Annotated in this window: 17 protein-coding genes; 8 read left to right on the forward strand and 9 right to left on the reverse strand. The window is 45.4% G+C overall.

The annotated features are described in order from the left end of the window. Positions 1 to 172: 172 nt before the first annotated feature. On the forward strand, positions 173 to 1,327 hold the full coding sequence (gene galK, locus K5Q73_RS03115) for a galactokinase (protein ID WP_220758990.1): 1,155 nt from the start codon (positions 173 to 175) through the stop codon (positions 1,325 to 1,327). 36 nt (positions 1,328 to 1,363) lie between these two features. Then, complete coding sequence (locus tag K5Q73_RS03120) at positions 1,364 to 2,395, forward strand: aldose epimerase family protein (RefSeq protein WP_220758989.1); 1,032 nt, start codon at positions 1,364 to 1,366, stop codon at positions 2,393 to 2,395. 51 nt (positions 2,396 to 2,446) lie between these two features. On the opposite strand, the gene K5Q73_RS03125 is transcribed toward K5Q73_RS03120, so the two are convergent. Continuing rightward, positions 2,447 to 2,860: a hypothetical protein gene (locus tag K5Q73_RS03125; protein ID WP_220758988.1), complete on the reverse strand. Its 414-nt coding sequence runs from the start codon at positions 2,858 to 2,860 to the stop codon at positions 2,447 to 2,449. A 536-nt stretch (positions 2,861 to 3,396) separates the two neighbouring features. On the opposite strand from K5Q73_RS03125, the gene K5Q73_RS03130 reads away from it, so the two are divergent. Next, a complete protein-coding gene (locus tag K5Q73_RS03130; protein ID WP_220758987.1) occupies positions 3,397 to 4,128 on the forward strand; it encodes an ABC transporter substrate-binding protein in 732 nt (243 codons plus the stop codon). Positions 4,129 to 4,216: 88 nt separating this feature from the next. On the opposite strand, the gene ssb is transcribed toward K5Q73_RS03130, so the two are convergent. Both ssb and K5Q73_RS03140 read right to left on the reverse strand, forming a co-directional pair. After that, positions 4,217 to 4,888, reverse strand: coding sequence for a single-stranded DNA-binding protein (gene ssb / locus K5Q73_RS03135; RefSeq protein WP_220758986.1), 672 nt, complete (start codon positions 4,886 to 4,888; stop codon positions 4,217 to 4,219). Positions 4,889 to 4,921: 33 nt separating this feature from the next. Beyond that, positions 4,922 to 6,289: an MFS transporter gene (locus K5Q73_RS03140; RefSeq protein ID WP_220758985.1), complete on the reverse strand. Its 1,368-nt coding sequence runs from the start codon at positions 6,287 to 6,289 to the stop codon at positions 4,922 to 4,924. A 264-nt stretch (positions 6,290 to 6,553) separates the two neighbouring features. Between K5Q73_RS03140 and uvrA the strand changes: the two genes are divergently transcribed. The 4 genes from uvrA (at position 6,554) to K5Q73_RS03160 (ending at position 12,858) form a co-directional block, all read left to right on the forward strand. Next, entirely contained in the window at positions 6,554 to 9,397 is a 2,844-nt protein-coding gene (gene uvrA / locus K5Q73_RS03145; protein ID WP_220758984.1) for an excinuclease ABC subunit UvrA, read from the forward strand. A gap of 17 nt (positions 9,398 to 9,414) precedes the next feature. Beyond that, a complete protein-coding gene (locus K5Q73_RS03150) occupies positions 9,415 to 9,747 on the forward strand; it encodes a hypothetical protein (RefSeq protein WP_220758983.1) in 333 nt (110 codons plus the stop codon). A gap of 48 nt (positions 9,748 to 9,795) precedes the next feature. Further along, positions 9,796 to 10,755 carry a M28 family peptidase gene (locus K5Q73_RS03155; RefSeq protein ID WP_220758982.1) on the forward strand — a complete coding sequence of 320 codons (960 nt, stop codon included), beginning with the start codon at positions 9,796 to 9,798 and terminating at the stop codon, positions 10,753 to 10,755. A gap of 228 nt (positions 10,756 to 10,983) precedes the next feature. Continuing rightward, a complete protein-coding gene (locus K5Q73_RS03160; protein ID WP_220758981.1) occupies positions 10,984 to 12,858 on the forward strand; it encodes a DEAD/DEAH box helicase in 1,875 nt (624 codons plus the stop codon). Positions 12,859 to 13,206: 348 nt separating this feature from the next. Here the strand turns inward: K5Q73_RS03160 and K5Q73_RS03165 are convergent, their stop codons facing one another. From K5Q73_RS03165 to metB, 6 genes are all read right to left on the reverse strand, one after another. After that, positions 13,207 to 14,172, reverse strand: coding sequence for a DMT family transporter (locus K5Q73_RS03165; protein ID WP_220758980.1), 966 nt, complete (start codon positions 14,170 to 14,172; stop codon positions 13,207 to 13,209). 70 nt (positions 14,173 to 14,242) lie between these two features. Next, positions 14,243 to 14,491 (reverse strand): cysteine-rich CWC family protein, encoded by a 249-nt coding sequence (locus tag K5Q73_RS03170; RefSeq protein WP_220758979.1) that lies wholly within the window; start codon positions 14,489 to 14,491, stop codon positions 14,243 to 14,245. 18 nt (positions 14,492 to 14,509) lie between these two features. After that, the gene (locus tag K5Q73_RS03175) at positions 14,510 to 14,878 is read right to left on the reverse strand and encodes a GFA family protein (RefSeq protein ID WP_220758978.1); all 369 of its coding nucleotides are present in this window, start codon (positions 14,876 to 14,878) and stop codon (positions 14,510 to 14,512) included. Between the two features lie 138 nt (positions 14,879 to 15,016). Continuing rightward, the gene (gene metF, locus K5Q73_RS03180; protein ID WP_220758977.1) at positions 15,017 to 15,907 is read right to left on the reverse strand and encodes a methylenetetrahydrofolate reductase; all 891 of its coding nucleotides are present in this window, start codon (positions 15,905 to 15,907) and stop codon (positions 15,017 to 15,019) included. A 206-nt stretch (positions 15,908 to 16,113) separates the two neighbouring features. Then, complete coding sequence (locus tag K5Q73_RS03185; protein WP_220758976.1) at positions 16,114 to 18,507, reverse strand: bifunctional aspartate kinase/homoserine dehydrogenase II; 2,394 nt, start codon at positions 18,505 to 18,507, stop codon at positions 16,114 to 16,116. A gap of 15 nt (positions 18,508 to 18,522) precedes the next feature. Next, positions 18,523 to 19,683 carry a cystathionine gamma-synthase gene (gene metB, locus K5Q73_RS03190; protein WP_220758975.1) on the reverse strand — a complete coding sequence of 387 codons (1,161 nt, stop codon included), beginning with the start codon at positions 19,681 to 19,683 and terminating at the stop codon, positions 18,523 to 18,525. A gap of 212 nt (positions 19,684 to 19,895) precedes the next feature. Between metB and metJ the strand changes: the two genes are divergently transcribed. Further along, the gene (gene metJ / locus K5Q73_RS03195) at positions 19,896 to 20,210 is read left to right on the forward strand and encodes a met regulon transcriptional regulator MetJ (protein WP_012153825.1); all 315 of its coding nucleotides are present in this window, start codon (positions 19,896 to 19,898) and stop codon (positions 20,208 to 20,210) included. The last annotated feature ends 40 nt before the right edge of the window (positions 20,211 to 20,250 follow it).

The raw sequence follows: 20,250 nt of genomic DNA on the forward strand, positions 1-20,250 counted from the left end.
CATATTGACTATACCAAGGCTGTTTTCGCTCAAAAAGTATCATGCATTAAGATTAACTTTTAATGTAAACCGCTGTTAAAAATTGGTCGCCAGAATCAAACTCAGCTAAACCACCCAGTTTATTGCAATGCTTTTTACTGAACGCAAATATTAACATTCGGAAATTTTGATTATGTCCAATCCCGCTCAGCGAGCAAACAAACTGTTTGTGCAAACTTTTGGCACCCAAGCCGACGAGCTTTATTGTGCCCCTGGACGCGTTAACCTTATTGGTGAGCACACCGATTACAACGATGGTTTTGTACTTCCAGCCGCCATCAACTTTTATACGGCTGTGGTGGTTAAACGCCGTGATGATTTGCGCTTTCGCGCCGTATCAGACGCCTTTCCTGGTGAAATCGAGGAATGGGTTTTCGGTGAAGAAGGTCAACCTACAGCCAACCATTGGTCAAACTACCTTAAAGGCTTTACCGCAGCGATGGCCACATCAGGCCTAGCACCAAAAGGGCTGGATGTCGCCGTGGTCAGTAATGTTCCTATGGGAGCAGGCCTGTCTTCTTCAGCGGCATTAGAGATAGCCTTCGGTACCGCCGTCAATGATTGCAGCCAAATAAAGCTATCACCATTGGCAATCGCTCAACTGGCTCAGCGCGGCGAAAATCAATTTGTCGGCTGTGCCTGCGGCATCATGGATCAGATGATCAGTGCTCTAGGTGAACAAGATCATGCGCTGCTCATTGATTGCCTTGACCTTGACAGTGAAGCGGTCAGTATTCCAGACAGCTTAAGCCTGATCATAATCAACTCGAATGTGCAGCGTGGCCTTGTTGAGTCGGAATACAACCTGCGCCGCGAACAGTGCGAGCAAGCCGCAAGTCACTTTGGTTTAGAGTCACTACGAGATCTAGACCTTGCCAACTTAGAGGCGGGGAAATCGGATTTAGCCGACGACAGCTACAAACGCGCTAAACATGTAGTCACTGAAAACAGGCGCACCCAAAATGCAGCATGGGCTCTTGAATCCGGTGACATAGCTAAAGTTAGCCAATTGATGGCACAGTCTCATATATCGATGCGAGATGACTTTGAGATCACCACTACAGAAATCGATTACCTAGTTGAGATAATCTCCAATGTTATCGGCGAACGCGGTGGTGTACGTATGACGGGCGGTGGCTTTGGTGGCTGTGTGGTCGCACTCGTCGATCACGCGTTAACCGATGCAGTTGTTGAAGTCGTTGAACAGAAATACGCCAAGAGAACAGGCCTAGAAGCCGATATTTATCTCTGCACTGCAAGCGATGGTGCCAAGCGTATCGACAATTAGCTTAGCGATTAATTTAACAGTTAACAGGACTTAATTATGGTACGTATTCGCCCTCTCGAGCCTTGGACCGATCCACGTGGTGGACAAATAGAGCGACTGCTCATAGATAACGGCACAATAGCGATAGAAGTGCTAAGTCTTGGTGGGATCATCCGTTCTTTATGGGCGCCTGATCGATATGGTGAACGTGCAAACTTGGTATTAGGCTGTGATAGCGCTGAAGATTATCTTGCCCAAGATGCCTACTTGGGAGCCATTGCAGGGCGATACGCCAACCGTATTGCTAATGGTAGCTTTAGTGTGGACCAAACTCAGTACCAGCTCGATGTAAATCAGGCCAGCAATTGTTTACATGGCGGCCGAGAAGGGTTTCATCGCAAAAATTGGCAACTTGGACCACTACCAGATGGTGTACGTCTCAGTCTCAAAAGTCTAGATAAAGATATGGGATTTCCTGGTAACTGTAACGTGCAGTTAGATTATCGTCTCGTTGGCAATAATCTCTATGTAGAGATCTTAGCAAGCTCTGATAAATCCTGCCCAATTAGCCTGACTCAGCACAGTTATTTTAATCTAGACTCTAGTAATACAAGCCTTAACCACCAACTGCAGATCGATGCCCAGCAATACCTCAGCATTGATGATAGCGGGATCCCAAAATCTGTTAACTCTACCAAGGGCAGCGACTTAGATCTTTCAATGCCTACAGAGCTGCAGTCGCTCATTGGCCGTGAAGAATTAACCACGACATCGGGAATCGATCATTGCTTCTTGATGCCTAATACTGAGTCAAAACTACAGCGATTTGGCCGTTTGAGCTCACCGCTTAGCGGGCGTAGCATGACTTTATATACCAATCAGCCGGGTGTGCAGGTGTATGGAGGTAATAGCTTAGCGGGAGTGATAGGTAAGAACCAACAGAGGCTAGGTCAATATCAGGGGATATGTATAGAACCTCAGCAGATCCCTGACGCCCCTAACCAAGCTGATATAGCAGGAGATGCGTTGATTAACCCTGGTGAGGTTTACCATCATATTAGTCGCTATCAGTTTGAAGCGGATGCCTGATTAATATAAAACAAAAACAGCGCCTAGGCGCTGTTATTTAACTCTTATTGATTAATCATCGTAATCGTCTGACCAATCATCATCATAGTCATCGCCATCGGCTGACTCTAACTCTGGCTCATCGTCTTCTGGCACGGCTTTTGGCTTCTTAGGAGCAGCGGCTGCGCTCTTAGGATTATTCGCCTCGACCCATCCTTGATGTTTAGCCATAAACTCTTCTCTTGCGGCAAACCAAGCTGCGCCACAAGTTTTATCAACTTCAGTTATCGCCTGCTCATCAAGTTCATGCAAGTTAGGCTTAACGATATCTTCAGCGTATTCGATAATTGCTTCACGAGTCGCGTTATAGAAATAAACACGGCCAGCAGAAGCATCAGGAAACTGTTTATCATGAATAAGAATGGTATTGCCGCGAGCGGTTCTCAACTCACCATACCAAACTGGTTTCTTTGTAGTCTTGTACATATATGTTAATGCCCTTAAATCAACACATACAAAATAAATAAGAAGTAAATTGCGCTAACATTTACTCCCGTGTTCCCTAAATTTTACCATCAGGGACAGAAGCGGTATTTTTACAGATTTTTGCCGAATATCAAGAGTAGAAAATACATATTTTTCCTCTCAAAGACGAAATTAATCACATAAATTATTCAGCTCTTATCGAATTTAGTTCAAAGCAGTCGTTATTCAAGTTTTTCGCTATCAATAAATACAAAAAAAACTCAAACAAGACGACAACCCTCACAACATCAACAATTTAACCAACAATAGCTGACAAAATACAACAAGCCTATTTTCAACACGCTGTCCTATTACTATAGGAATAGTTCTACATGACACGAGGATGACAATTGCAAAGCTAAGGAAAAAAAGCCATTTAGCTTGCTGGCTAGCAACTGGTTGGAAGAGTCACGAATAATTCTCGTTTCCAACCTTTTTCAGACCTATTTTGATAGACTAGCTCTAGTCTTAATATGGTGAATAGCAATAGGATTGTTTTGAAGTCTAGATTACTCATACTGTTAGTCATGAGCTTGCCCTCTAGTGCCGAGCAAATCGTAGTGGCTTCCGATATTTGGTGCCCTTATATCTGCACCAACAATTCAGGTTATGTAGTAGAACTCACACAGCAAGCTTTTGCCTCTGTAGATGTTGAGGTGAAATTCGAAACCATTCCTTTTCAAAGGGCGCTAAAACTAACAAGCCAGCATAAGATCGATGCTGTACTTGCGGTCACCGATGAGCATATTTCCAGCTTTTCTCTTAATGGCAATCAGATTGCCATAGGCCAATACACCAATGACTTTTATACACCTGTAGATTCAAATTGGCAGTATACCGACCGCGCAAGTTTAGATGATATGCTGATTGCAACCATCCTCGGCTATGATTACGGCCACTCATTAAATCAGTATTTAGAAAAGCGTTCCCCCCAGATCCGCACATCGGGAGATACACCACTCAAGAGTAATCTTTACCTAACAGCAAAACGTCGTGTAGACCTACTGCTCGGTAATCGCTATGTCATCGATCATACGGCAAAGGAATTTGGCTATAGCGAAGATATTCGTTATGCAGGCAGTGAAAATGAGAGCACGCCGCTATATGTAGGCTTTAGTAATAACGACAAGGGGCGAGACTATGCAGCTAAGTTTGCCCAAGGCATAGAAAACATTAAGCAAAGCGGTGAATACCAGGCCATCCTCGACAAATACCAAATCATATTTTAATACCAATCAATAGCTTTGAGTTTATGGCAAAAAAAAGCTCCCATATCTGGGAGCATTTTTTATATTTAGCAGTATTGACGTCTAATCTTTAGAATGGGATATCGTCATCCCAGCCATCATCCAAATCTGGAGTGAAGTTCTGCTGTGGCTGCGGAGCTGGGCGCTGTTGTGGCGCTTGCTGCGGAGCTGGAGCAGCTTGTGGCTTAGGCGCGTAACCACCTTGTTGAGGTGCTTGCTGCTGTGGCTGTGACTGCTGCTGGTAACCACCTTGCTGAGCAGGAGCTTGTGGCTTCGGCTGGTAGCTGTTTTGCTGTTGAGGCTGCTGTTGCTGTGAACCGTAGCCACCACCTTGTTGCTGTTGCTGTCCGCCGTAGTTCTGGTTGCCACCTTGTGCTGGTGCGCCACCACTCTGGTTACGACTACCTAGCATCTGCATGCTGCCGCCTTGATCGACAACCACTTCAGTGCTGTAACGATCTTGACCACTTTGGTCTTTCCACTTACGAGTCTGTAGTTTGCCTTCTAGGTAAACTTGAGAGCCTTTACGTAAATACTCACCAGTGATTTCAGCCAACTTGCCGAACATCACAACACGGTGCCATTCAGTACGCTCTTGCTGTTGACCTTGTTGGTCTTTCCAAGACTCACTTGTCGCCACGGTAATATTGGCTACGGCATTGCCGTTAGGCATATAACGTACTTCAGGATCTTGTCCTAAATTACCGACCAAAATTACTTTATTGACACCACGACTAGCCATTGAAATCTCCTGGAACGTATATTAAATTTTTACCTAATCGACAGAGCGTAACACAGCTCGAGCTTGTCTCAAATCGAAATGGTCATCTACTTTTAAATAAGCCACTTTCTCTTCGAGTACCACTATCGCTTCTGACACACCCGCTAGTGCCGACAGCTCAGTTGCCATGGTCACTGCGCTCTGTTTGTCAGTTACATTAGCCTCTAATGTGTAACTCTTGAGTAGCACTGGATTTTTCATGCCGAAGGTCAATAAAAACCAGACGCACATTAGGCCTAACGCCACGGCAAACACACCCGATGCACCCACAAGTTGATAGGCTCCGCCACCGAGTAAACCACCACAAAACGCACCTAAAAATTGACTGGTCGAATAAACGCCCATCGCCGAGCCTTTATCCCCTACAGGACAAAACTTAGCAATCAAACTTGGCAATGAGGCTTCGAGGTAGTTAAAACCAGTAAAGAACAACACCACGGCAATACTCAATACCACTAAGTTATTGGCAAACATCGCCATCGAGCCCAGCGCCACCATCATGATGATCAGAGCGACTTGGAACATACCTTTGGTATTATTGCGTTTAACTCCAATAATAATCAGCGGCACCATTAAGAAAAATGCCCCCATAAAGGCTGGAAAGTACAGCATCCAATGTTCTTCTTTAGCAAGGCCGGCATCCACTAAATCGAGTGGTAAGGCTACGAACACCGCTGTTAATACTAGATGCAGAATAAAAATACCCGCATCGAGTCTAAATAATTGTGGGTCCATTAACATGCGCTTGAGCTTTTCAGGCGCTGCAACCGTGTCGCCTTTAGGCGCTTGTGAAATGGGATTGGGTACCAGTAGCTGCACAATCAACATACCCAGCAAAGCTAAGCCCGCTGTCATAAAGAACAGCCCGGACAGCCCTAAATGTTGTGCCACAATTGGGCCTACTAGCAGTGATAAAGCAAACGAGAAACCGATACACATACCGATAATCGCCATTACCTTAGTGCGCTGCTCATCGCGGGTTAAGTCTGCCGCTAGCGCTAACACTGCCGCAGCAATAGCGCCCATGCCTTGCAATGCTCGTCCAGCCACTACGCCATAAATGGTTTCTGCATTGGCGGCGACTAAGCTACCTAAGGCAAATATCAACAGTCCGATAAGAATAATCGGCTTGCGGCCAAATTTGTCAGATAAGATCCCCATAGGGATTTGAAGAACTGCTTGAGTTAAGCCGTATGCACCAATAGCAATACCAACCCATAAAGGTGAAAACCCTTCTAGGTGTTGGCCGTAAAGTGCAAATACAGGCATGATCATAAACAAGCCCATCATGCGCAAGCCAAATACACTGGCTAAAGAAAATGCGACCTTTTTCTCAGTCTTGGAAAGTCCCTGGTTGGCCATGCCCCGCCCTGATCTGTGAACTTGAAATAGGTCGCGGAGTTTATCACGAAGTTTTTCATAGCCCAAAAGTTAAAACCAAAGATGTATACTTGAGCCATCTTTTAAGTGATTGGTTCTCAAAGTCGCCATATCAAAGGGCTTACTGCATTTCTGCTAGCAAAATCTTAGTTCTCTCCTACAATTGATAGCCAGTCTTGGCTATTTACATGGTCAATTTTGTGAGATACTTAACCACTTTTTTCGGCTTTGAGATCTGAACGCTAGATGGAAAATATTGAAGTACGTGGTGCTCGTACCCACAATCTTAAAAACATCAACCTGACTATTCCTCGCGACAAACTTATCGTGATCACCGGACTGTCTGGTTCTGGCAAATCATCTCTTGCATTTGACACCTTGTACGCAGAAGGACAAAGACGCTATGTCGAGTCTTTATCTGCCTATGCGCGTCAATTCTTGAGTTTGATGGAAAAGCCTGATGTTGACCATATTGAAGGGTTAAGCCCGGCTATTTCTATCGAGCAAAAATCAACGTCTCATAACCCACGTTCAACCGTGGGAACCATTACTGAAATCTACGATTATTTACGTCTATTGTTTGCCCGCGTGGGTGAACCTCGCTGTCCAACTCATGGTGAACCGCTGGCGGCGCAAACCGTGAGTCAGATGGTCGATAAGGTACTTGAACTACCAGAAGATAGCCGTCAAATGCTGCTAGCTCCTGTTGTTAACAACCGTAAAGGCGAGCACGTTAAGCTATTAGAAAGCTTATCTGCACAAGGTTATATCCGTGCCCGTATCGACGGTGAAGTGTGCGACTTAACCGATCCACCAGAGCTGGACTTACACGTTAAGCACACTATTGAAGTGGTTGTTGACCGCTTTAAAGTGCGTGGTGATATCAAGCAGCGTCTAGCAGAGTCTTTTGAAACTGCGCTAGAGCTATCTGGCGGTATCGCTAAAATTGCCAGCATGGACCCAGCTGAAGGCAAAGCCAAAGTTGAAGAACAAGTGTTTTCGGCTAATTTTGCTTGTCCAGTTTGTGGCTATTCAATGGCAGAACTTGAGCCACGCATTTTCTCGTTTAACAATCCGGCTGGTGCCTGTCAGACTTGTGACGGCCTAGGCGTACAACAGTTTTTCGATCCTGATCGCGTAATTACCAATACTGAACTTTCATTAGCAGGCGGAGCCATTCGCGGCTGGGATAGACGTAACTTCTATTACTTCCAAATGCTCACCTCACTTGCAGAGCATTACAAGTTTGATATTGAAAAACCGTTTGAGCAGCTAACCGATGATGTACGCAAAATCGTACTCTATGGTTCTGGCAATCAGAGCATCGCGTTTAAGTATATTAACGACCGCGGCGATGTGGTCGTAAGAAATCATCCCTTCGAAGGGATCTTAAACAATATGGACCGACGCTACCGCGAAACCGAGTCCAATGCAGTACGTGATGAGCTAACCAAGTTTATCAATACTCAGTCTTGCCAAAGCTGTGGCGGTTCACGCCTACGTGAAGAAGCCCGTAATGTATTTATTGAAGAGCTAAACCTGCCAGTATTGACTCAATGGTCAATCGGTGAAGCCGCACAATACTTTGAAAACCTTGAATTAACGGGGCAACGCGCCCAGATCGCCGATAAGATCTTAAAAGAGGTTCGTGATCGTTTAGGCTTTCTCGTCAATGTTGGCTTAAATTACTTAAGCCTTTCACGCTCTGCCGACACACTATCAGGCGGTGAAGCCCAGCGTATTCGTCTTGCCAGCCAAATTGGTGCAGGCCTTGTAGGCGTAATGTACGTGCTCGATGAGCCATCGATTGGTCTGCATCAGCGTGACAACGAGCGCTTGCTGCAAACCCTTATTCACCTGCGTGACTTAGGCAACACTGTGATTGTGGTTGAGCACGATGAAGATGCGATTCGCATGGCGGATCATGTCATCGATATCGGTCCAGGTGCAGGTGTACACGGCGGCCAAGTGATTGGCGAGGGTACCTTGCAGGACTTACTTAACTGCAAAGAATCGATCACAGGTCAGTATCTGTCAGGTGAGAAACAAATTCACATTAAAACTGAGCGCACTCAGTATGATGCAAGCAAGCTGATTGAGTTATTTGGCGCATCGGGTAACAACCTTAAAGATGTCGACCTGCAAATTCCAGTGGGCTTATTCACTTGTATCACGGGTGTGTCAGGCTCAGGTAAATCAACGCTAATTAACGATACTTTCTACAAGATTGCTCATATGCAGCTTAACGGTGCAACGGTTGATGAGCCTTCGCCTTATAAGAAAGTGGTTGGCATGGATCATTGCGACAAAGTAGTTGATATCGACCAGAGTCCAATTGGCCGTACACCACGTTCAAACCCTGCGACTTATACTGGTATTTTCACGCCTATTCGTGAGCTGTTTGCTGCAACGCAAGAGTCGCGTACCCGTGGCTACCAGCCAGGTCGCTTCTCATTCAACGTTAAAGGTGGTCGCTGTGAGGCTTGCCAAGGCGATGGTTTAATCAAGGTTGAGATGCATTTCTTACCCGACGTGTATGTACCTTGTGACAGCTGTAAAGGTCAGCGCTATAACCGTGAAACCTTAGATGTACGCTTTAAGGGCAAGAATATTCACGAAGTACTGCAGATGACAGTGGAAGAAGCGCGTCCGTTCTTCGATGCTATTCCAGCGATAGCCCGTAAACTTCAGACCTTAATGGATGTGGGCTTGTCTTATATTCGCTTAGGTCAAAGCGCTACCACTCTATCTGGCGGTGAAGCTCAGCGAGTGAAGCTGGCTAAAGAACTGTCTAAGCGCGACACAGGTAAGACCCTGTATATTCTCGATGAACCTACAACCGGTCTGCACTTTGCTGATATTCAGCTATTACTAGATGTATTGCACCGACTTAAGTCTCACGGTAACACTATCGTAGTCATTGAGCATAATCTGGATGTGATTAAAACTGCGGACTGGATTATCGATCTAGGTCCTGAAGGTGGTTCAGGTGGCGGCACTATTTTAGTTGCAGGCACACCTGAAGAGGTCGCTGAGCATACAGAGTCCCATACCGCGCGCTTCTTAAAGCCACTGTTAACTAAAGCATAAAGCCAGTTAGACAAACAATGCACTTTAGAAATCTCTTCTTAAGCACTGGCCTAGTAATGACTCTAGGCCTACTGCTTATTGCAGTAATCGATCCCCTCATTAGTAATGGCAAGTCACTCAAAGCACGTGTGATTGACAGTGATGAGGACTCAAGTACCATCGCCCTGCCCGATGGCAGTATCGCTCGTGTGGCTGTCGGCAACCTCAAAGAACAATCACTAATTAAGGTTGCCGCTAAGCAGCGACTTTTCTCTCGTTTACCTGTCTATAAGCTTACGCAAACCTTGTCGCAGCCACAGAAAAAAGCGCAAACAGGCATGAATGAAAGTAGTCGCTATTCAGAGATCTAGAGACTAACCTCAATACTAAAGAATAAATGACTCTTAAAGGCGAAATGGATGCGGCTTTTAACCAGCTTGATGGCATGTTTAGTATTACTCACCGCCTGTGCGACTGCCCCCCATTGCGATAGACAACCTAAGATCTCATGGGCCGATGTCACGATTATTCACGCCGATCTTCATACCCTAAGCTCGACAAGTTTTTCGGGACGAAAAACCGGGACAGAAGGCGCCGCGCTAACCAGAGAGTATCTAAGTCAACGTTTCAAGCAGATAGGACTGCTCCCCTGGCAGGGGCAATATCAGCACTCATTTAGCTACCGCCGCTCATTTAGTGATAGAGTCGGGGTCAATATGATCGGCGTCATTCCCGCTATACAACAAACTAACAAGTGGCGGATTGTCATCGCCCACTATGATCATTTAGGCGGTAATGACAATCGCTTTTATCCCGGCGCTGATGATAACGCTTCAGGAATTGCAGGCTTATTACAACTTGCACAACAAGCCAAAAGCCAAGGCAGTAAGGTTAACCTATTGTTTGTTGCTTCTGATGCCGAAGAACCTGGGCTTTATGGCAGCTATGCCCTCGTAGATAAGCTTAAGTTAGCCAACACCAGCCCTGATCTTAAGCAGATAGAACTTGCTATCAATCTTGACATGATAGGGAGACCCAATCCTAATGGCGCCATCTATATAGAGGGAACAAGGCGCTTCGACTCATTCACTGAGATACGAAAGTCTCTTCGACAACATAACCAAATCTGCATTCGAACCCAGCAGCCTAAAGCTTTCGATGGCTCAGTTATTTCTATCGACTTTCTTCGAGCTTCCGATCACTACCCCTTCCATCAAGTCGGCATACCTTGGCTCTATTTTGGCGTGCCTATTCATAGGGACTACCACCAACCAACTGACACCCCAGATAAAATAAATATTTATTTTATCGCCGCTGTTAGCGAATCTGCCTACCAATTGCTCGAAATAGACAGTTTAGTACTTAAGAGTCCTCATTAAACATACTGATTAGTCATTTTTTGAACACCCTAACTTATTATTTGGCCTACTATTTGCTTTAAAACATGATTAAAGACCACTATTAATTGGTATTACCAATTGTAAGCTGCTATACTAGTCGGCTTACTGATACGTTTTCGGTGCGGGAAGTCGACACGGGGTTGATTTTCTGTCTATTACACTTAAGCACATACTTTTGTGCTCTGCTATTCCACAAGGCTACAACCCATGTCATCCAGTGAAAAAACTTTCCGCGAACTCGGTCTTACCGAGCCTTTGTTGCGTGCTCTTGACGAGTTAGGTTACGAAAAACCAACTCCTATTCAGGCAGCAAGTATCGAGCCTCTTATGGCTGGTAAAGATATTCTAGGTCAAGCTCAAACAGGTACAGGTAAAACTGGTGCTTTCGCACTACCTCTACTAAACAGCATTGACCCGAATACTAATGCACCACAAATTCTAGTACTAGCGCCAACACGTGAACTTGCAGTTCAGGTTGCTGAAGCGTTTGGTAGCTACGCAAAATTCATGAAGGGCTTACACGTTCTGCCAATTTACGGCGGACAAAGCATGCATCAGCAATTAAATGCATTGCGTCGTGGTCCTCAAATCATCGTTGGTACTCCAGGCCGTGTTATGGACCATATGCGTCGTGGCACACTAAAGCTTGATACATTAAAAGCTATGGTTCTGGACGAAGCCGATGAAATGCTAAAAATGGGCTTCATCGATGATATCGAATGGATCCTTGAGCACACGCCTAAGTCGCGCCAGTTAGCGCTATTCTCTGCAACTATGCCAGAGCAAATTAAGCGTGTTGCTAACAAATACTTAAATGAGCCACAGCATGTAAGCATCGCTGCGACTCATACTACTGTTGAAACTATTGAACAACGTTTCGTTCAAGTATCACAGCACAACAAACTAGAAGCACTTGTACGTGTTCTAGAAGTAGAGAAGACTGAAGGTATCATTATCTTCGTTCGTACTCGTAACAGCTGTGTTGAGCTAGCTGAAAAGTTAGAAGCTCGTGGTTATGCGTCTTCACCACTACACGGTGACATGAACCAGCAAGCGCGTGAGCGTGCAGTTGACCAACTTAAGCGTGGCCAACTAGACATCATCATCGCGACTGATGTTGCGGCTCGTGGTCTTGACGTTGAGCGTATTGGACACGTAGTTAACTACGACATTCCATACGATACTGAAGCTTATGTTCACCGTATTGGCCGTACTGGCCGTGCTGGTCGTTCTGGTATGGCGATTCTTTTCGTTACACACCGTGAAATGCGTATGTTACGCACTATCGAACGTGCAACTAAGAGCCGCATCTCTCCAATGGACGTGCCAAGCCCAGAGACAGTGACAGAGCGTCGTCTTTCTCGCCTAGGTGAGCAAGTTGCTGAAATCATTTCTCAAGATCTTGAGTTTATGAAGGGTGCTGTAGCAACTCTTTGTCAAGAACTAGAAGTTGATACTGACGTACTTGCAGCAGCTCTACTGCATCAAGTTCAGAAAGATCGTCCACTGCAGTTACCTGCAATGAACGAGCGTCAACGTGATAGCCGTGACGACCGTAATTCACGTGACCGTGATGACCGTGGTTCTCGTGACCGCAATGACCGTGGCCCACGTGACCGTAGCGACCGTCCACGTCGTGAATCTCGCCCAACACCTTCTAACTTAGGTGCAGCTGATTCATTAAAGGATAATCCAGACGTTAAGATGTGCCGTTACATCATCGACGTAGGTCGTGATAATGGTGTTGGTGTAGGTAACATCGTTGGCGCAGTTGCTAACGAAGCAAACATCGATAGCCGTTACATTGGTCAAATCCAATTATTCGACCAAGTGACTGCAATTGACTTGCCAGACGGCATGCCAAAAGAAGTTCTACAGCACCTTAAGAAAGTACGTGTTTGTGGTCGTCCACTAAACATCCGTGAAGCTGCTGGCGAAACGTTTGCTAATACTTCTGGTGGCGACAGCCGTCCACCACGTCGTCCACGTAACGACCGTCGTCCAGCAAGCGGTGAGCGTAGCGATCGTCGTCCTTCTGGTGACAGAAAGCCGCACCGTAAAGGTCCAAAAGACGCAGAATAAATCTTAACCTTTGAAACTGATGTTTCATGGTAAGATTTAAAAAAGGAGCCAATTGGCTCCTTTTTTGTTACCTATCATTAAGCTTTTCACTTCCCCGATTACCAGTGACTAAAGTTCGCCACTACTTCTAGCTCCCCCCGCCCCTTGGCTTCAGCTTTTACATATACCAATTGCATTAACAGTCTGTTCATTGAGTGGGAATTCAAAGCGTTGAAGGCAAGCTGGGTACTTGAAGCTAGTCAATCGATAGGCCTCTGTTAACAACAGGCATAAAAAAGCCACCGATAAGGTGGCTACTTATTTAAAACATAAGCTCTAAAGCTTTGGCCTAAAGCTTAAGTTTAAAGTCTAAGCTGCAGCCTTAATCACTTTCTGCGCTCTACGCTTTTGCCACATAGGCGATAGCTGCACTACGATTACAGATACGATAATCAACACAATTCCACTAAAAGATAATGGGTCGATAATCGCGCCTTTAATCAAGTCACTCCACCAACCTAAGCTGACGACAATCGCAGTTAGCGTAAAGCTAATAACTGGCGTTAACGCCAGCATTGCGCTCACTTGCCCCGTAGGCCAATACTTCATTGACTGACCAAAGCAGCCATAAGCAATTAAGGTATTAATCGCGCAAAAGATAGCTATAGCCCATTCATTACTATCCATTGAGGCAAACTGACTCAGATCACTAAATGGTGCCATGGCAAAGATGCCAAACAAGTAGATGAACAACAGAATGTTATTTGGAGACAATCGCTTAATCATCGATTTTTGAATTAGCGCGTAACTTGCCCAAGATAATACCGAAAATTGAACAATCAATACGCCTTTCCATACATCTGACGGACCAGCTGAAAAGTCGAGGTAAGGATGAAAAAACATCAACATACCTAAACCTAAAGTGGCAAAACAACTCAGTTGCAATGCATTGAGCCTTTCTTTGAAAAGTAGCATGCCACCAAAAGCGAGAAAAAATGGTGCTGTTTGGAAGTTTAATTGCGCCGAGCCCGGAGCAAGATACTTAAGCGAATAAACAAACGAAACGTAGTTAAAGATTAGAAAGATGCCCGCTAATGTCAGCTTCAGCCATGAAGGTTTATCTAACCCTTTAAACTGCTTAATACTACCGCTAACACATTGAATAGCAAAGCTTACTACCAGTGCGACCAAGAAACGAAACCAGGTTAAGGTAACTGGATCGATAAACATCCCCGATAGTTTTAGTGCGATGGGCAATAGCCCCCAAAAAAGTACTGCGACTGAAATGAAAATAAATCCGAGTTTAAACTCTGCACGCTGAGTAAGCGTATCCATGATAGGTAACTCATTGAAGGTATAACAAGACCGCAGATAGTGCCTGAATCAGCTGCCTTGGTCTAGAGAGCTAGTCGATTCTCTTATATAAAGTCTGCTGCGCGGTGAGATCAGCCATTAGAGACTCTAAACAAGATTCACAAATACAAGCAGTTCCATTTAAAAGTGCCTGTTTATCCCTATCTAAAACCTGAACTAACAGGTCTTTATCCGGAAAGCTTTGTTTACTGCACCAGCATTGCTCAATGGTTTTACCCGTTTGCACACTGCAGCCGTTAGCTCGTTGGCATAATGGGCACTGCTTAGGTTGCTCAGTCATATTTACACTCTGTGTGGGTTAACGGTCTGCCGGATGATTAATGCCATCCATCACAGGTATTTCGCCAAGTGTATAAGGGTTAATACCTTCAATACAAGCTACATTGAAGCCATATTGCTGCGGATTAGAACGACTTTGATGGTGGGTGTAGATCCCACATAACCGACAAAAGTAATGCTTCGCTGTGAAGGTATTAAACTGGTAAAGAGATAGTTTATCCTCCCCCTTAGTAACGCTTATGCCATTGAGTGCAATCGAGGTTACCACCGCGCCTCTTTTACGGCACATAGAGCAATCGCAACGGCGCAGATCTACTAGTCCACTAGGCAAATACAGTCCAAATTCTACTGCACCACAATGACAACGCGCTTTGTGAGTATATTGCATCTGGCATCTGGCCTCCATCTCTATGCCTGTAATCTTAACGGTTAAGCTTCCAAGTCAGCTTAACCAGACTAGAATATAGAAACAAAAAAACCAATAGCATAAGTCCACTATTGGTTTTTAATCAAAATATGGTGTCGACTATTTTCCCGGTCTAACACCTAATGTGTGGCAAATGGCATAGGTCAGCTCGGCGCGATTTAGCGTGTAGAAGTGGAAGTCTTTCACTCCTTCACGTGACAAGACTTTTACCATATCGATAGCCACGTTAGCACCAACCATCTGGCGAGTAATCGCGTCATCTTCAAGGCCCTCAAACTGACGGTGTAACCAGCTTGGGATCGACACGTTAGTCATGGCGGCAAAGCGCTTAGTCTGATTAAAGTTAGTTACCGGTAAAATGCCTGGCACGATTTCAGCGTCAATGCCTGCAGCTGCGCAGCGGTCTCGAAAACGTAAGTAAGACTCTACATCGAAAAAGAACTGAGTGATGGCGCGGTTAGCACCCGCATCTATCTTCTTTTTTAGATTAATGAGATCTGACTGCGCATTACTCGCATCGGGATGCACTTCTGGATACGCTGCCACCGAGATATCAAAGTCGGCTACCGAGCGGAGCAAGCCCACCAGATCATTGGCAAAACGAGTTGGCTTAGGGCTTCCGTCTGGTAAGTCACCACGCAGGGCAACAATATCGCGAATGCCACTGTTCCAATAATGTTTCGCCAGCTCTTTTAGCTCTTCATCGCTGGCATCGACTAAAGTGAGATGCGGCGCTGCAACCAAGTCAGTCTCTGTCTGGATACGCTCAATCACACTATGGGTTCTATCGCGCACACCTGAGTTGGCGCCATAAGTGACCGAAACAAACTTTGGATTTAGTGGCTCTAAACGACGGATGGAATTCCACAGTAATGTTTCCATTTCTGGAGTTGAAGGCGGGAAAAATTCGAAAGAAACGTTAATATCACCATTTAGCTCAGATAGGCTCTGGTTTAATGATGTTGCATGTTGTGCGTGATGAAAACCCATTTCTACTTCCTCAACTTCAGCATTAATTTAGCACTTTCAGAAATAGACGTTTGGACGTCTACATGTCCATATACTAGAGAAACTGAGATTGAAGTCAAGCCTAAAAAGCAGGCAAGTGAGTTTTTTTCCTGAGACAATAATATGACAATAAATAAGCCAATAAAAAAGGACTCAAATGAGTCCTTTTTTATTGATTAACATGAAAATTATTCTTGTAGCAAGTCACGGCAGATATGTGCGAGATCTGACTGCACTGCCGCAGCGGTAACTAAACGCCCCGCTCCTGGGCCACGAATAATCAACGGGTTATCCTGATAGAATTCACTACGGATCACAAACACGTTATCACCAGGTGTTAGATTGGCATAGGGGTGGCTGATATCAACCCACTGTATTCCAACCTCTGCTTTTAACTCGCCATTGACCTTATCTAAAGAAGCCACGTATCTCAGAACTTTATCTTGCTCTGCTGCCGCGACAAATTGCTGCAGCATCTCATCATCGAGTTCAGTGATGCGCGATAAAAATTGCTCTAGGGTTAACTCTGCCAAGTTTGCAGGCACTAAAGATTTAAGTTCAATATCTTCAAGTTCAATCTCAAAGCCTATCTCACGAGCAAGGATAAGCAGCTTGCGCTGCATATCTCGACCCGATAGGTCATCACGTGGATCCGGCTCAGTGATCCCCAAGCCTCTCGCCTCTATAACTAACTCAGAGAAAGGTTTCTTGGCATCGAAATTTTCAAATAACCAACAAAGGGTACCCGAGAAAATCCCGCCTACCGCTTCGATTTTATCGCCGCTGTTATGCAGATCGTTCAATGCATGTTGCACCGGTAAGCCTGCACCACAACTGGCGTTGTAACGCCAAAATAGACGACGATTATCCAGTTGCTGCTTTAATTCTAGGTAGAAAGGCAGTGGACCAGAACCTGCCAGTTTATTAGCGCTGACAACATGAATGCCACGGGCAAAAAACTCTGGGTACTGCAAAGTAAGATCCGCGCTGGCGCTGATATCTAGCGCAATAACTTCATCACATTCAAGCTGATGTAAGTCCTCAAACAGGCTGTCGTATTCCCAAGGAGTCGCATCTTTCTCGAACGTCGACTTCCAAGTCTCAAGCTCGATACCGTCATCGTTAATGAGTGCTTTTTTCGAGCTCAGTAAACCGACTAACTCGACACTAGCCTCTAACTCTTTATTAAGGGCTGACTTAGCACCGCTAAAGAGATCAACCCAAGCTTCGCCAATGTTACCAACACCAAGTAGCAGTACACCGATACGCTTGCGAGGGCCCGCACAGCGACGGTGAACTTTTTGAGTTAACAAGTTCACCTGCCCTTGAGGAACTAGGGTCACCAGGCTCATGCCGTCGTTAAACAAAGGTCTAGCGTTACGGCTCAGTAATCTTGCAAAGCCACGACGATACAGGTTGGCATCAGCACTTACTAACGCGACTAGGCCAAGATCTTCGGTGATTTTAATATCACTTACACCTAACGCATCACGGTTAATGTCCAGTAATGCCAATACCTGCTTTTGGTTTTCTAAGGTTACCGTTAGCTCGGCGCGATCTTGTCCTAGTTCCCAGTATGCAAGGGGACTAAGACCTGCCTCGTCAAGTAATTCGATAAGCTGTTTAAGCTCAGTTTTAAGCTCAAGATTAAACAGCGCAACGCTACTTAGATTGGTCACCACAGGTGCGCTCGCCGACGAACTCTTTGGTGCGATCAAGGTAAAGTCAGTATGAGATGCGTAACTTGAGCGAACAGCCAAACTCACTTGAGTATCAAACAGTGGTTGCAGCGTTCTGTTATGCAGAACTGGTGAGCCTAAGTGTGCCAAGCGATTGGCTTCGGCTAGTGACAAACTACTCAATAACTTAGCATCATTGATCTTATTCGGATCGGCGTTAAATACGCCCTCTACATCGGTCCAAATCGTCACGCGCTCGATATCCGCTAAGCTGGCAATCAAGGTCGCACTAAAATCGGAGCCGTTACGGCCAAGTAGCAAGGTGTCGCCACGCTCGTTAGCGCAGATAAATCCAGTTATGATTAGGCGCTCATTAGGATGAGTCTCTGTCATAGAGTGCACGCGTTGACGAGATTCCTGCAAACGAATTTGTGGTACTGCACCTTCGTCGGCAATCAAGAGTGTGCGAGCGTCAACATCCGATGCAGCAACACCCGACTCACGTAGCAGCGCCGCCAATAGGCGTGCAGACCAACGTTCGCCAAAGCTCACCACCTGATTGCTCTGGTATTCATTAATCGACTCTATCGATAGCAAGCTTATTAGCTGCGCTTTATCGTTAGAGAGTCGCTCTCTAAGAGAACGTGCCTGCTCATTTGAGAGCAACTGCTCAATCAAATTTTGCTGGAAACTAATCAGTGTTTGTAGCTCTTCTTGCCACAACTGCTTAGTCGTACTCAACTCGAGTAACTTATATAAGAAATTGGTGCTTTTACCTGCCGCAGACACCACAACTAAATCATCGCTATGACCGTGAGTCAGCAGAATATGAGCAACGCGACGGTAACAGTCTGCATCAGCAAGACTTGAGCCACCAAATTTATGTAAGTGACAGCGTGCCATCGTATACCCCTTTAATTAACAAGCGGCTGCGGCATTAAGCGCAGCTTCAATATCGGCAACAAGATCATCGGCATCTTCGATACCTACAGAAAGACGGATAAGCGTATCTTTAACGCCAGCTTCGGCGCGAGCCTCCGGATCCATCGCTCTATGCGTCATGGTTGCAGGAACGGCGACTAAACTCTCTACACCACCTAAGCTCTCTGCAACTGAAAAACAGCTAAGATTTTTTAAGAATGTGACTAACTGCTCTTCTCCACCATTGAGCTCAAAACTCAGCATGGCACCAAAGCCCTTTTGCTGTTTAGCCGCAATCTCATGCCCTGGATGCTCTTTCAGTCCTGGGTAGTATATCTTGGACACGGCTTGGTGGTTGATAAGGGTATCAAGAATTCGCTGTGCATTCGCCTGATGTTCGCGAATTCGTACTGCAAGTGTACGAATTCCGCGCAAAGTAAGGTAGCTGTCAAATGCCGAGCCCGTTAGCCCTAGCGTATTTGACCACCAATGCAGCAATTCACCTAACTCAGGATCCTTAGCCACGACTGCCCCGCCAACGACATCACTATGACCATTGATATATTTAGTCGTGGAATGAATGACGATATCGGCGCCGAGTAATAACGGCTGCTGCAAAATAGGTGACAAGAAAGTGTTATCGACAACCACTAATGCGCCCACTTCGTGACTGGCAGAGCTGATAGCCTCGATATCGACCACACGCAGCAATGGATTCGACGGTGTCTCTAGCCATACCATCTTAGGTTTTTGTGCTATTGCCTGATTAAGTGCCTGTGAGTCAGTTTGATCTACCACTAATAACTTGAACTGACCTTTTTTGGCCAAATTGGTAAATAGGCGGTAACTACCACCATAACAATCATGGGGAACAACAAGAAGATCATCTGGACCAAGCAAGCTAGTGGCAAGAGTTATTGCCGCCATGCCGGTACAAGTCACTACGCCCGTCGAGCCTTTTTCAAGCTCGGCAATGGCATCACCTAAAATAGAACGTGTTGGGTTACCTGAACGGCTATAGTCGAAGTCTCTTGGGTTCTTATGACCATCAAAAGAGTAATTAGTAGAAAGGTAGATCGGCGGTACTACTGCACCATGCTGGCTATCGGACTCAATTCCTTGACGAACAGCCGCAGTGGCTAATTTACGCTCAGTCATGTACTACTCCTTTTGCTGTTAACTTTTCACTCAAGAGATGTCTGGACGGCTAAATGTACCTAAGCACTCAGCCTGCGTCAACCACTTTAGCCGTTTAGACGTCCATGCATATAGAAATCTATTTGCAATTGTCATAAATAAGAGGCAATAATTTGACTGCACAATTTAAAGGGTTAAAATCTGCCCCGAATTTTGAAATAACAGGTGAGTCAATGACTGAGTGGAATGGCGATTATATCAGCCCATATGCTGAACACGGCAAAAAGAATGAGCAAGTGAAAAAAATTACTGTGTCCATTCCTTTGAAAGTACTCAAAGTACTTACCGATGAACGCACACGCCGCCAAGTGAACAACTTGCGTCACGCCACCAATAGTGAACTGTTATGCGAGGCATTCTTGCATGCGTACACAGGTCAGCCACTACCAAACGACGCCGATCTTACTAAAGATAAACCTGACAGCATGCCTGCTGAGGTTAAACGTCTAATGGATGAAATGGGCATTGAGTGGGAAGAACTTGAATAATCTTCATTGATTATCAAAGACATTAAAAACAAACAAGGAC

It is taken from the genome of Shewanella sp. MBTL60-112-B2 (genome assembly GCF_019655055.1).
In the GTDB taxonomy this organism is placed as follows: Bacteria; Pseudomonadota; Gammaproteobacteria; order Enterobacterales; family Shewanellaceae; genus Shewanella.